Here is a 13320-nt window from a genome sequence, read left to right on the forward strand (position 1 = left end):
TTAACGGTTAATCTTGAAAACTCTCCCCCCAAACAGAGGTGCGTTCCGCCGCGACCGCTGATAGAAAAGCGCCAGACGAACCCGAGGGATGCAAAGCGCCGCCATGACAAAGAACCTCACCCATCTGCAACGCCTCGAAGCCGAGAGCATCCACATCCTGCGCGAGGTGGTGGCCGAGGCCGAGAACCCCGTCATGCTCTATAGCGTGGGCAAGGACAGCGCGGTGATGCTGCATCTGGCGAAAAAGGCCTTCTACCCGGCCCCGCCGCCCTTCCCGCTCCTGCATGTCGATACGACGTGGAAGTTCCGCGACATGTATGCGCTGCGCGACCGCGCGGCGAAGGCGGCCGGGATGGAGCTTCTGGTCTATCAGAACCCCGAGGCGAAGGCGAAGGGCATCAACCCGTTCGACCACGGCTCGCTGCACACCGACATGTGGAAGACCGAAGGGTTGAAGCAGGCGCTCGATCACTACGGGTTTGACGTGGCCTTCGGTGGCGCCCGCCGCGACGAAGAGAAAAGCCGCGCGAAAGAGCGCGTGTTCTCGTTCCGCTCGGCCAATCACCGGTGGGATCCCAAGAACCAGCGCCCCGAGCTTTGGCGGCTTTACAATGCGCGCAAGGCCAAGGGCGAAAGCGTGCGCGTCTTCCCGATCTCGAACTGGACCGAGCTGGACATCTGGCAATACATCCACCTTGAGGGGATCGAGATCGTGCCGCTTTACTTCTCGGCCCCGCGTCCGACCGTGGTGCGCGACGGGCTGATCCTGATGGTCGATGATGCGCGTTTCCCGCTGCGCGAGGGCGAAGAGCCTGTGATGCGCTCGGTCCGCTTCCGCACCCTTGGCTGCTACCCGCTGACCGGCGCCGTCGAAAGCGAAGCGCAGACCCTGCCCGAGGTCATTCAGGAGATGCTCCTGACCACCACATCCGAGCGCCAGGGACGCGCGATCGACCACGATCAGGCCGCGTCGATGGAGAAGAAGAAACAGGAAGGCTATTTCTGAGCCCCTCCCCCCATCCGGCCCAGGCCGCTTGCGAGAAGACACGACCATGACCGACCCCGTTTACAAGACCGACGCGCTGATCGCCCAGGACATCGACGCCTATCTTGAGGCGCATCAGCACAAGACCATGCTGCGCTTCATCACCTGCGGCTCGGTCGATGACGGCAAATCGACGCTGATCGGGCGGCTGCTTTACGACAGCAAGATGATCTTCGAGGACCAGCTGGCGGCGCTTGAGGCCGACAGCAAGCGCGTGGGCACGCAGGGGCAAGAGATCGACTTTGCGCTGCTGGTGGATGGCCTCGCGGCCGAGCGCGAACAGGGCATCACCATCGACGTGGCCTACCGCTTCTTCGCGACCGAAAAGCGCAAGTTCATCGTTGCCGACACCCCCGGCCACGAGCAATACACCCGCAACATGGTCACCGGCGCCTCGACCGCCGATCTGGCCGTGATCCTGATCGACGCGCGCAAGGGCGTGCTGACGCAGACGCGCCGCCACAGCTACCTGGTGCATCAGCTCGGCATCCGCAACATCGTGCTGGCGGTCAACAAGATGGACCTCGTGGGCTACGATCAGGCGACCTTTGACGCCATCGTCGCCGATTATCGCGCCTTTGCCACCAGCATCGGGATCGAAGATTTCGTGGCCATGCCGATCTCGGGCTTCAAGGGCGACAACATCACCGCGCTCAGCGAGAACACGCCGTGGTACGCCGGCCCCGCGCTGCTGCCGCATCTTGAGACGGTCGAGTTGGACGCGACCTCGGATCAGGCGCGCCCGTTCCGGATGCCGGTGCAATGGGTCAACCGCCCCAATCTCGACTTCCGCGGCTTTGCGGGGCTGATCGCCAGCGGCTCGGTCCGCCCGGGCGACGAGGTGCGCGTGCTGCCCTCGGGCAAGACCTCGACGGTCGCGCGGATCGTCAGCCTCGGCGGCGACCGTGACGAGGCCGTTGCGGGCGAATCCGTCACCATCACGCTCGCGGATGAGATCGACTGCTCGCGCGGGCAGGTGATCGTCGCCGCCAAGGAGCCGCTTGAGGTCGCCGACCAGTTCGAGGCCACAGTGGTCTGGATGGATGAGACCGAGATGGTTCCGGGCCGCGCCTATTGGCTCAAGATCGGCACGCAGACCGTCTCGGCGACGGTGCAGCACCCGAAATTCCAGATCAACGTCAACACGATGGAGCATCTGGCCGCGAAAACGCTGGATTTGAACGCGATCGGCGTGGCGAATATCACCACCGACCGCGCCATCCCCTTCGCGCCCTATGCCGAGAACCGCGATCTGGGCGGCTTCATCCTGATCGACAAGATGACCAACCACACGGTCGCCGCCGGGATGATCCACTTCGCGCTGCGCCGCGCGCAGAACATCCACTGGCAGGCAACCGATCTTAGCCGTGATCACCATGCCGGGATGAAGAACCAAAAGCCCGCCGTGCTGTGGATGACCGGCCTTTCGGGCTCGGGCAAGTCCACGATCGCGAACATCGTCGAGAAGAAACTGGCGCGGATGAACCGCCACACCTTCCTGCTGGATGGCGATAACGTGCGCCACGGGCTGAACAAGGATCTGGGCTTCACCGATGCCGACCGGGTAGAGAACATCCGCCGCGTGGGTGAGGTGGCCAAGCTCATGACCGACGCGGGCCTGATCGTGATCACCGCCTTCATCTCGCCCTTCCGGGCCGAGCGCGAAATGGTGCGCGCGATGATGCAGCCGGGCGAATTCGTCGAGGTCTTCATCGACACCCCGCTTTCCGTCGCCGAAGGGCGCGACGTGAAGGGGCTTTACGCCAAGGCCCGCTCGGGCGCGCTGAAGAACTTCACCGGAATCGACTCGCCCTACGAGGCGCCGGACAGCCCCGAGATCCGCATCGACACCACGCAGATGACGCCCGAAGAGGCGGCCGATCTGATCATCGCCAAGCTGATCCCCTAAGGGACGAAGCGGCGGGGCCCCGGCCCCGCCGTTTTCACTCCAAGGGCCTTGCCCAAATTCGTCAAACACGTAAAGGTTGCATTAACGCAACCGAGGGATGTGATGGCGAAGAAAGCCCTGATCACCGGCATCACCGGACAGGACGGCTCCTATCTGGCCGAATTCCTGCTGGCCAAGGGCTACGAGGTGCACGGCCTCAAGCGCCGCGCCTCGTCATTCAACACGCAGCGCATCGACCATATCTACCAGGACCCGCATGAGGACGCGCCGCGCCTGCACCTGCATTACGGCGATCTTACCGACAGTTCCAACCTGACCCGCATCCTGGCGGCGGTGGAGCCCGACGAGGTCTATAACCTCGGCGCGCAAAGCCATGTGGCGGTCAGCTTCGAGGCGCCCGAATATACGGCAGATGTCGATGCCATGGGCACTCTGCGCCTGCTTGAGGCGATCCGATTTCTGGGGCTGGAGCGCAAGACGCGCTTTTATCAGGCCTCGACCTCCGAGCTTTACGGGCAGGTCCAGCACAGCCCGCAGAGTGAGGCGACGCCCTTCCACCCCCGCTCGCCCTATGCCGTGGCCAAGCTTTACGCCTATTGGATCACGGTGAACTACCGCGAGGCCTATGGCCTCTTTGCCTGCAACGGCATCCTCTTCAATCACGAATCCCCGCGCCGGGGTGAGACTTTCGTGACCCGCAAGATCACGCGTGGACTGACGAATATCGCGCAAGGGATCGAGGATTGCCTCTTCATGGGCAATATCGACGCCCGGCGTGATTGGGGCCACGCACGCGACTATGTGCGGGCACAGTGGCTGATGCTGCAACAGGATGCGCCCGAGGATTTCGTGATCGCGACCGGGCAGCAGCACTCCGTGCGCGACTTCATCCGCTGGTCGGCCGCCGAACTGGGCGTGGCGCTGCACTTTGAGGGCGATGGCGTAGACGAGGTCGCGGTTGTCGAGCGCGTGACAAGCAACATGGCCCCGGCTCTGCATCCCGGCGATGTGGTGATGCGAATCGATCCGCGCTATTTCCGCCCCGCCGAGGTCGAGACCCTGCTCGGCGATGCCTCGAAAGCCCGCGAAAAACTTGGCTGGATGCCCGAGGTCTCGGCCCGGCAGATCTGCGCCGAAATGGTGGCCGAGGATCTGCGCGCGGCACGGCGCCAGCGCCTGCTTATGGAAAACGGCCTTGGGCTGCCGGTCTCGATTGCAAGCTGAGGCCGGAATGCGGATTTTCCTTGCGGGTCATCGGGGCATGGTGGGCAGCGCGATATTGCGGCGACTGTCGGCCGACGGGGCCGAAGTCATCACCTGCGAGCGCTCCGCGCTCGACCTGACCGATCAGGCCGCTGTGCGCCGCTTCATGCAGTCCGAACGCCCCGATCAGGTCATCTTGGCCGCCGCGCGGGTCGGCGGCATTCATGCCAACGCCACGCGCCCGGCCGAGTTCCTCTATGAAAACCTGATGATCGAGGCGAATGTCATCCATCAGGCCCATGCGGCGGGGGTGAGGCGGCTTTTGTTCCTCGGATCATCCTGCATCTATCCGCGCGCGGCTGCGCAGCCCATGCCCGAGGAGGCACTGCTGAGCGGCGCGCTCGAACCCACGAACGAGCCCTACGCGATCGCGAAAATCGCCGGGATCAAGCTCTGCGAAAGCTACAACCGTCAGCACGGCACCGACTTTCGCGCGCTGATGCCCACCAATCTTTACGGCCCGGGCGACAACTTCCACCCCGAGAACAGCCATGTCCTGCCCGCCCTGCTGCGCCGCTTCCATGAGGCCGCGCTGCGCGGCGAGGATGATGTCACCATCTGGGGCAGCGGCACCCCCCTGCGTGAGTTCCTGCATGTAGACGATCTGGCCGAGGCCGCGGCGTTCGCGATGGCGCTGCCGGCCGAGGTCTGGCGCGCACAGACACAACCCACGTGCAGCCATATCAATGTCGGCACGGGGTCCGAGATCAGCATCGCGGATCTGGCGCGGATGATCGCGGGGGTCACCGGCTTCGCGGCGCGGATCGTGTTCGATCCCACGCGCCCCGATGGCGCGCCGCGCAAGCTGCTGGATGTCAGCCGCCTCGCCGGGATGGGCTGGCGCGCCCGCATCGCCCTGCCCGATGGCCTAGCGCAAACCTACCGCTGGTATTGCGACAATCAGCACGGCCTGCGGCAGTCCTGAGGCAGCCCGTCCGGCTTGCACCCTCGCGGGCGCTCGGGTCATATTGCCCGACCGCGTACATGACAGGACCGCCCATGACCGAGATGACCACCTTCGCCGAAGAGCTTCTGGCCGCCTATCGCGCGGGAACCCGGATCGCACCGCAGGGGGCGCTGCCGACTTCGGCGGCGCAGGCCTATGCGGTGCAGTCGCATCTGCTGGCAGCACTTGGCCCTGCGGGTGGCTTCAAGGTGGGCCTGAAACCTGACGCGCCGCCGATCATGGCGCCGATCATGGCCGCGCGCTGTCAGCCCTCGGGCAGCCGCTACCCCGTCTCGGACCGTATCGGGGTCGAACTTGAGGTCGGCTGGAAGATCATCGCCCCCCTGCCCGATCCCGCGCAGCCCAACTACCTGCGCGCGGTGACATCCTGCATCGTGCCCCTGCCGGTGATCGAGCTGGTCGATACGCGCATCAGCGGCCCGGCGGCGGCCGACCCACTGGTGAAACTCGCGGATTTCCAGATCAATTCCGGGCTGATCCTTGGCGCCCCGCTGACCGATTGGGACGGCGGCGATTTCACCCACCTGACGGGCCGGATGCAGGCAGGCGCGCAGGTTCTGCTGGAAGGCGCGACCGAGGTGCCCGGCGGCTCGGCCCTTGGCACCCTGCACGCGCTGCACCGCGCGATCGGCGATCACTGCGGCGGGCTGCAACCCGGCCAGATCGTCATCACCGGCACGATCCACCCGCTCACCTATGTCCCCGGCGATATCGAGGTCAGGGGCGAGATTTCGGGTCTCGGGACTGTTTCGGTCAGCCTCGAGACCCTCTCCGCCTAAGCGGTTCAGCCCATCTGGAAGCCAGGCGTCGAGAGCGAGATCGACTGCTCTTCCGCGTCCATGTCATCGACGATCCCGTCAAACAGGGGCGTGGTCATGTAACGCTCGCCGGTGTCGGGCAGCATCGCCAGGATGACCGAGCCGGGCGCCGCGCGCTCGGCCACCTGCATCGCGACGGCAAAGCTCGACCCGCCGGAAATCCCGGTCAGGATGCCTTCCTGCGCCGCCAGCTTGCGGGCCCAGGCCACGCCCTCGGCGCCGGCAACCGGGATCAGCTCGTCATAGCCGCCGTTGTCGAGCGCCTCTTGCAACACGAGCGGGATGAAATCCGGGGTCCAGCCCTGAATCGGGTGCGGCTCGAACGCGGGATGGCTGACCGCGGGCGAGCCATCCGAACCGCGCTCCTGCGCGATATCGCTGGCCACCAGTGCCGCGTTGGCAGGCTCGGACAGCACGATCTTGGTTTCGGGCCGCTCGCGCCGCAGAACGCGGGCAAGGCCCGTCACGGTGCCGCCGGTGCCATAGCCCGTGACGAAGTAATCAAGCCGGTCACCCGCAAAATCGGCGAGGATCTCGCGCGCGGTGGTGCTTTCGTGAATATCGGCATTGGCGTCGGTCTCGAACTGCCGCGCCAGAAACCAGCCATGCTGCTCGGCCAGTTCAACCGCCTTGCGATACATGCCGGTGCCCTTCTGGGCACGCGGGGTCAGGATCACCTTGGCACCCAGCATCCGCATCAGCTTGCGCCGCTCGATCGAGAAGCTGTCGGCCATGGTCACCACAAGCGGGTAGCCCTTCTGCGCGCAGACCATCGCTAGGCCGATCCCGGTATTGCCGCTGGTGGCCTCGACCACCGTCTGGCCGGGCTTGAGCGCGCCCGAACGCTCGGCCGCCTCGATGATGTTCAGCGCAAGGCGATCCTTGACCGAACTGGCCGGGTTGAAGAACTCGGCCTTCACATACATGCGTACGCCTTCGGGCGCGAGGTTGTTGATGCGAATGACGGGCGTATCCCCGACCGCATCCAGAATGCTGTCGTAAAGCCGCCCGCGCCCATGCGTCGTGCGAATACCCTGTTCGGCCATTGTGCAGTCCCCCCTGTCTTTTTCCGACCGCGAAAACGCGTGGGCAAAGTGTAGCGCGTCGGGGCGCGCAAGACACAGGGAAACGCGTCTAACCCGCCTATAAAGACAGGTTTTCCGCCAGCGGCACATTGCGCGAACCGACTGCCCAAACTCGGCTTTCCGGCTGGACAGATTGTCCATGCGACCCTGCGTCACCTTCATGCCCGGTGGACAGCGAAGGCCACGCGCGCTTTTCTGTGAGCGGAGGAGGCGAGCCTGGTTTCCGGGCCTCGCAGGGGAGATCATCATGCTGTCGGCCAAGGGCAGTTATGCCGCCACACGCGCCGCGTTTCAGTGGGATATTCCCGCGCGCTACAATGTCGGCGTCGATGTCTGCGACCGTTGGGCCGCGACCGAACCCGACCGCGTCGCGTTGATCGAGGTCGCGGATGACGGCTACGGCGCGATGCGCGAAACCAGCTACGCCGAGTTGCGCGATGCCTCGAACCGCTTTGCCAATGTGCTGCGGGGTCTCGGGTTGGGCGCGAATGGGGAGGAGGCCGGTGACCGGGTGGCGATCTTGCTGCCCCAACAGCGCGAGACCGCCATCGCGCATATCGCGGCCTTCAAGGCGGGCTGCGTGTCGCTTCCGCTCTTCACGCTCTTTGGCCCCGACGCGCTCTTGCTGCGGCTGCGCGACAGCGGCGCGCGGGTTCTGGTGACCGACAGCGCAAGTCTGCCGATGATCCGGGCCATCCACGACGCGCTGCCGGAATTGCAGACGATCTTCACCGTCGATGGTGCCAATGCGGGAACACAGGATTTCGCGGCCGCCTGCGCCAACGCCTCGCCCCTATTCACGCCGGTGGACAGTGGGGCCGAAACGCCAGCCATCCTGATCTATACCTCGGGAACGACGGGCAACCCCAAGGGCGCGCTCCATGCGCATCGTGTCTTGCTCGGCCATCTGCCGGGGGTCGAGATGAGCCACGACTTCCTGCCCCAGCCCGGCGATCGGATCTGGACCCCGGCGGACTGGGCCTGGATCGGCGGGCTCCTTGATGTGCTCTTGCCTGCCCTGCATCACGGTGTGCCGGTGGTCGCCTGCCGCTTTCGCAAGTTCTCGGCCAGGGCGGCGGCGGATCTGATCCGGCGGCTGGAGATCCGCAACGCCTTCCTGCCGCCCACCGCGCTCAAGATGATGAAGGCCGACCCGGAGAGCCTGAACTGGGGCATCAGGATGCGCTCGGTCGCAAGCGGGGGGGAGCCACTAGGCGCCCAGTTGCTTGAATGGGGCCGCGCGGCACTCGGCGTCACGATCAACGAGTTCTACGGGCAAACCGAGTGCAACATGGTGGTTTCCAGCTGTGCGGCCCTTGCCCCTTCGGCAGCGAGCGTCATGGGCTGGCCCGTCCCCGGCCATGAGGTCGACGTTATCGACGAGAAGACCGGGCTGCGCCTTCCCCCCGGTGTGGAAGGCGCGATCGCCATCCTCTCGCCCGACCCGGTGATGTTCCTTGGCTACTGGCGCCAACCCGCTGCCACGGAAGCAAAATTCGTAACGGGACCCGAGGGGCGCTGGCTCGTGACGGGCGACCGGGGCGAGCGCTGCGCCGACGGGCGGCTGCGCTTCAAGGGGCGTGACGACGATATCATCTCGACCGGCGGGTATCGCGTCGGTCCGGCAGAAATCGAGGATTGCCTGATTGCGCATCCGGCCATCGCCATGGCGGGCGTCGTTGGTCAGCCCGATCCGCTGCGCGGCGAGATTGTCGCGGCCTTCATCACCCTGCGTCCCGGCTTCGCCCCCACCGAAGCGCTGCGGGCTGAAATCGCCGCCCATGTCCGCGACCGGCTGGCCGCTTACGAATACCCGCGCGCGATCTACTTCACGGCCGATCTGCCCGTTACGACGACAGGCAAGATCATCCGCAACGCATTGCGCCAGCGCCTGATCGACGGGCAGCCCGAGTGACAGAACACCCCGCTCGAACGTGCGCCGCCCCTGCGCATCGCCATTGTGAATGGCGCCAGGGAACCGATGCCCCCTGGCGCCTGCAGAGAAGAGAGAAACTCTGCCGGGAACGTCGTTACGGCGTGCTCAGGCCAACGCCGATGATCTTGGTGGCGCCGTTGCGCTGGACGATCAGCTCGTAGGAGGGCTGGCCCAGACGGCTGAAGCCTTCGAGGACACCGGACAGGTCCGAGGCACGCTCGATCCGGCGGCCGGACTGGCGCTCGGACAGCAGGATGTCGCCCGCGATCAGGCCACTGGCCTCCGAGGCCGCGCTGACCCGCACACGCCATGCGTCGCGGTCGCGCTCCTGCACCACATCAAAGATCCCCATGCTCACCTCGCGCGAGACCTGCACGGGCAGTTCGGCTTCGGTCGTGGTGCCAAAGAGCGGGTTGGTGACCTCAATCGGAAGCCCGGCAGAGGCCGGATCGCTCAGCGCGAAATAGCTCGCCGCAAGCGCCGCGACACCAGCCGGGTCTCCGCCCACGGGCGCACCACCAACGGCGGCGAGGATCGTACCAGCCGGATAGGGGCTATGCTCGCCGCCCGAGAAGACGACCGCGGGCTTGCCCGCTGCATCGGCACCCTGCGTCAGGGCGAGTTCGATATCGATATGCCAGCCACCCTGCCCCGCATCCGGCGCGGCCGCAGCGGGTTTAGCCGGAGTAAAGAGCGCCGCCGGGGATGCGGGTTCCGCCGCAGGGGCGGCTGCGGGCGCGGGTGTCGTGATCTGCTCGGGCGCGGGTTCTTGCGCTGCGGGAGCCGGGGCCTGCGCCACGGCAGCAGGCGCCTGCGCGGCGGGTTCCACCACGGCAGGTTCACTCACCGCGACCTCCTCCCCCTTGTTTGCAAAAGCAAAATACCCACCCGCCGCACCGATCGCGATCGCTGCCGCAGCAAGGATCATCCCGAGGTTCGACTTGCCCCCCGTTTTCGGACGCAAAGCCGAGATGTCATCAGGGCCGGCGCTGACCAATGGCGGCAGCACCTCGGCCCCCGCGCGTTTGGCCCGGGCACTGGCCTCGGCGGACGCCGGGTCATGCACGGCGGTTGCGGTGCGCTCGACCTGGCGCGTCGCGGGCTTGGTGACCGGTCGACCCGGGGCGCAGGCCGCTTTTTGCGCGGGCGCACAGGCCGGGCGCGTTACCGGTTTGCAGGCCTGTCCGGGCCGCTCGGTCGTGCGCGCACCTGCGGGCACCGCCGGACGGGTCGGCACAGGAATGCGCGGCTCGCTTGCAGGATTTCGCCGCGCGGGGGCGGAATTCGCCTCTTGCCCGACGACATGCAGATGCGGCTTGCGCGGGCTGACCGGTTGGCCGTCGGCGTCATAGGTGGTCTGCATCAGTTCCAGCAACTCCGAGGCGCGCTGCGGCCGATCCTCGGGAGAAAGCGCCATGGCCTTGTCGATGGCGCGCAGGAACCCCTCGGGGAAACCGCGCACCGCGCCGACCAGAGGGGCCAGCGGATCAGCCTGATCGTTCTGTTGCGCAACCACGCGGCGCTGCGCATCGACCGGAACGTGCCCGGTGACAAGCGTGTAGAGCGTTGCGCCGAAGGAATAGATATCACTTGCGGCTGAATGCTTCTCGCCCGGCTGGTAGAATTCGGGCGGAGAAAAGCCGTCCTTCACCGCGAAGATCGACTGTGCCAGCGCGGCATCCACGTTGCGCGCGGCGCCAAAGTCGATCAGCACCGGCGTGTCATCCTTCGACACGATGATATTGTCGGGCGCGATGTCCCGGTGCAGCACGCCATGGCGATGCACATAATCCAGCGCGCCGACCAATTGCCGGGCCAGATCCATGATCCGACGCGGGGTCAGGTAGCCGGATTTCTCATCGACATGGGTCGTCAGATCGACACCATCGACATATTCCAGCGCCATATAGGCGGTGTCATTCTCTTCGAAGAAATGCAGCACCGGCACCACGTTTTCGTGCTTGAGCTTGGCCAGCTGGCGCGCCTCGCCCACGAAATTCTGGATCAGCTTCTCGAAATCATCCTCGTGCGAGCGGGTCTGCGGGCGCACCTGCTTGGAGCGGCGCAGACACACGCTGGCGGGGAAGCATTCCTTGAGCACCACCTTGCGGCCGATCTGGTCGCCCGCAAGATAGGTCAGCCCGAAACCACCCGACCCAAGATGGTCGGTAATCGCATAGGTGCCATTCAGAAGCGTGGTCCCGACAGGCAGGAAATCGTCACCGGGTTCAAGGCTTTCAGCGTAGTTCATTGGTCTCCCCCCTCTTCGAGGCAAACGCTCATTCTTCGTTCAACGTCTTCATCACATCAAAGATGTTCGGGCCGTCGGCTTCGGCTTTCGGGGCGCCTTCCAGCACCTCGGCCACCAGCGACGCGCGTTCCCAATGCGGAACTTCCACGTCAAAGCTGAACTCGGCCCATTTCGGGTGGTGTCCCGGACCGCTGCGCAGAACCTGCTCGTTCGCCTTGATCTCGCGCACAAAGTTCCCGATCTTCTCGCGATCGTCGAGGCCCATGCGCTGGCCCTCTTCGATCGCGAAGACGACGTCGACGGCCAGGCTCTGGGTCAGCTTGTCCGACACCAGCGCCGGGTAGTCATCGCCGGTAAACTCGGCCGGGCGGTAGATCGCGCCAAGCTCCTCGCTCAGCGGCACTTCCAGCAGACGCAGGCCGTCTTCGGGCTTGAGGCTGCGCAGAAAGCCGTTGGGCTTGCCGTAGAGCATGAAGACCGCGTCCAGTTCGCCGCGCTTGAGCGCCTGGATACTGTCGGTCATCGGCAGTTCGACGGCGCGCGGGCTGACCTTGAGCGCGCGCATCACCAGCCGCGAGGTCAGAGAGGTGCCCGAGCCGGTCTCTCCGATCGCGACGTTGCGGCCCGACAGGTCGTAGACCGTGTCGAAGGTGCTGTCTTCGCGCACCAGCACATGCAGCTCGCTGGTGAAGGCGCGGGCGATGAATTTCACATTCTTCAGCCGCTCATCATCGGGATGACGCAGGCGTTCGGAAATAAGCACGTCCGAGTTGATCACCGCGACGTCGGCAAAGCGGAAGTTCATCAGGTCGCGCAGGTTCTTCTGGCTACCCGTCGAGAGATATTGCACCACGCGCAGCTTCGAGCGGCCGTCGAGCGTGCGGGCGATCTGGTCGCCGATCTGAACCGCCGTACCGACCGAGCTTTCCGAGACGAGGCCGAGCCGCCCCGCATTCGCATCGCGCACCGCCGCGCCCTGGGCGTTGACCGGAGTGACGCCGCTTGAGGCCATCATCAATCCCACGCAGGCCGACCGGACAAACTTGGAGAAAGTAAGTTTCATTGTCTGAGTCCTTATCTATGTCGGATGCCACGCATCAGTTGGACGGGCGCGTGACGGCGTTGCGGAAGTATTCGAACTGGGTCCAGCCATCGACTTTCGCGGTCAGGTCGATCTCACGCCATTTCGGGTGACGCGGCGGCTGACCAAGGCGCGGAACCGTTGCCAGGAATGCGTCGGTGAACCGCGTGAGGTTCTGGTAGCGCGCGCTCGACGGCGGGAACTTGTTGTAAACGGCGAGGATCGTCGGCACCGAGATCGTCTCGACGAACTTGTCGTCCACGAGGTCGGGATAGGTCTCGGCCGAGATTTCCGCCGGGTTGTAGATGCCCTTGAAGGCGTCCGAATAGCCCACGTTGGCCAGCTTCAGCGCGTCTTCCTGCAGGATCTGCGTCAGGATCGGCGAGGGCGCCGGGCCGACGTAGAACATCCCGTCGATCTCGCCCCGCTTGAGCGCGTCGATGCTCGCCTCGGTCGAGAGGAACACGGCGTTGACCTTGACTCCGAGCATCCGCAGCACGAGGCGCGAGGTCAGCGCAGTATCGCTGGTGGTCGTGCCGACCGAGATGCGCTTGCCGTTCATATCCTGCAGCGAGTCCGCGTCGCCATCCTTGCGCACGATCAGGTGTAGTTCGCTGTCGAACACCTTGGCAAGGTAGGCCAGACGGGCCAGCGCCGGGTGGTTCGGCTCGGTGAACTGAAGGTTGGCCATCTGGTCGGCGTTGACGAAGCCTAGGTCCACGCCGCGCAGATAGAGCAGATCGTCGATCGTCTGACGCGAGCTTTTGCCAAGCATCGTGCGGACCTCGGTGCCCGACCAGCCGTTCAGTGCCTGGCCCAGTTCTTCACCCAGTGTCGCGAACGAGCTGCCGTATTCGCCTGCCATGACGCCGATCGACGGCAGTTCCTCTTCGGCCTTCGCGGTTCCGCTTAGTGCGGCGGTGACCGCGAGGGCTGCAAACATTCCTTTAAAGAAGTGACGCATG

10 protein-coding genes are annotated in these 13320 nt (G+C 65.3%); 6 read left to right on the forward strand and 4 right to left on the reverse strand.

Annotated features, from left to right (window positions below):
• The first annotated feature begins 88 nt into the window (after positions 1-88).
• The 5 genes from cysD to N3C64_RS02670 all read left to right on the forward strand — a co-directional run bounded on the left by cysD (position 89) and on the right by N3C64_RS02670 (position 5963).
• Positions 89-1006, forward strand: a complete 918-nt coding sequence (gene cysD, locus N3C64_RS02650; protein ID WP_218630205.1) for a sulfate adenylyltransferase subunit CysD — start codon at positions 89-91, stop codon at positions 1004-1006.
• 46 nt (positions 1007-1052) lie between these two features.
• The gene (gene cysN / locus N3C64_RS02655) at positions 1053-2954 is read left to right on the forward strand and encodes a sulfate adenylyltransferase subunit CysN (protein WP_260011553.1); all 1902 of its coding nucleotides are present in this window, start codon (positions 1053-1055) and stop codon (positions 2952-2954) included.
• 102 nt (positions 2955-3056) lie between these two features.
• A complete protein-coding gene (gene gmd, locus N3C64_RS02660) occupies positions 3057-4178 on the forward strand; it encodes a GDP-mannose 4,6-dehydratase (protein WP_260011555.1) in 1122 nt (373 codons plus the stop codon).
• Between the two features lie 7 nt (positions 4179-4185).
• A complete protein-coding gene (gene fcl, locus N3C64_RS02665) occupies positions 4186-5142 on the forward strand; it encodes a GDP-L-fucose synthase (RefSeq protein WP_260011559.1) in 957 nt (318 codons plus the stop codon).
• Between the two features lie 74 nt (positions 5143-5216).
• Positions 5217-5963, forward strand: coding sequence for a hypothetical protein (locus N3C64_RS02670; protein ID WP_260011562.1), 747 nt, complete (start codon positions 5217-5219; stop codon positions 5961-5963).
• Positions 5964-5968: 5 nt separating this feature from the next.
• On the opposite strand, the gene N3C64_RS02675 is transcribed toward N3C64_RS02670, so the two are convergent.
• Positions 5969-7048 carry a PLP-dependent cysteine synthase family protein gene (locus N3C64_RS02675; RefSeq protein ID WP_218630210.1) on the reverse strand — a complete coding sequence of 360 codons (1080 nt, stop codon included), beginning with the start codon at positions 7046-7048 and terminating at the stop codon, positions 5969-5971.
• Positions 7049-7334: 286 nt separating this feature from the next.
• On the opposite strand from N3C64_RS02675, the gene N3C64_RS02680 reads away from it, so the two are divergent.
• The gene (locus tag N3C64_RS02680; protein ID WP_260011566.1) at positions 7335-9002 is read left to right on the forward strand and encodes an AMP-binding protein; all 1668 of its coding nucleotides are present in this window, start codon (positions 7335-7337) and stop codon (positions 9000-9002) included.
• Positions 9003-9117: 115 nt separating this feature from the next.
• Here the strand turns inward: N3C64_RS02680 and N3C64_RS02685 are convergent, their stop codons facing one another.
• Genes N3C64_RS02685 through N3C64_RS02695 form a run of 3 tightly spaced genes read right to left on the reverse strand, consistent with a single transcriptional unit; the run spans position 9118 to position 13319 of the window.
• Positions 9118-11274, reverse strand: a complete 2157-nt coding sequence (locus N3C64_RS02685; protein ID WP_260011568.1) for a serine/threonine protein kinase — start codon at positions 11272-11274, stop codon at positions 9118-9120.
• A gap of 28 nt (positions 11275-11302) precedes the next feature.
• Complete coding sequence (locus tag N3C64_RS02690) at positions 11303-12337, reverse strand: TAXI family TRAP transporter solute-binding subunit (RefSeq protein WP_218630213.1); 1035 nt, start codon at positions 12335-12337, stop codon at positions 11303-11305.
• A 34-nt stretch (positions 12338-12371) separates the two neighbouring features.
• The gene (locus tag N3C64_RS02695) at positions 12372-13319 is read right to left on the reverse strand and encodes a TAXI family TRAP transporter solute-binding subunit (protein ID WP_260011571.1); all 948 of its coding nucleotides are present in this window, start codon (positions 13317-13319) and stop codon (positions 12372-12374) included.
• Position 13320 lies beyond the last annotated feature (1 nt).

This window comes from Sedimentimonas flavescens (genome assembly GCF_025154035.1).
GTDB lineage: Bacteria > Pseudomonadota > Alphaproteobacteria > Rhodobacterales > Rhodobacteraceae > Rhodobacter > Rhodobacter flavescens.

Excerpts from the sequence above, each read along its gene's own strand:
- N3C64_RS02670 (WP_260011562.1), top strand. The coding sequence starts at position 5,217 with ATGACCGAGATGACCACCTTCGCCGAAGAGCTTCTGGCCGCCTATCGC.
- N3C64_RS02680 (WP_260011566.1), top strand. The coding sequence starts at position 7,335 with ATGCTGTCGGCCAAGGGCAGTTATGCCGCCACACGCGCCGCGTTTCAG.
- gmd (WP_260011555.1), top strand. The coding sequence starts at position 3,057 with ATGGCGAAGAAAGCCCTGATCACCGGCATCACCGGACAGGACGGCTCC.
- N3C64_RS02695 (WP_260011571.1), bottom strand. The coding sequence starts at position 13,319 with ATGCGTCACTTCTTTAAAGGAATGTTTGCAGCCCTCGCGGTCACCGCC.
- N3C64_RS02685 (WP_260011568.1), bottom strand. The coding sequence starts at position 11,274 with ATGAACTACGCTGAAAGCCTTGAACCCGGTGACGATTTCCTGCCTGTC.
- fcl (WP_260011559.1), top strand. The coding sequence starts at position 4,186 with ATGCGGATTTTCCTTGCGGGTCATCGGGGCATGGTGGGCAGCGCGATA.
- cysD (WP_218630205.1), top strand. The coding sequence starts at position 89 with ATGCAAAGCGCCGCCATGACAAAGAACCTCACCCATCTGCAACGCCTC.
- N3C64_RS02690 (WP_218630213.1), bottom strand. The coding sequence starts at position 12,337 with ATGAAACTTACTTTCTCCAAGTTTGTCCGGTCGGCCTGCGTGGGATTG.
- cysN (WP_260011553.1), top strand. The coding sequence starts at position 1,053 with ATGACCGACCCCGTTTACAAGACCGACGCGCTGATCGCCCAGGACATC.
- N3C64_RS02675 (WP_218630210.1), bottom strand. The coding sequence starts at position 7,048 with ATGGCCGAACAGGGTATTCGCACGACGCATGGGCGCGGGCGGCTTTAC.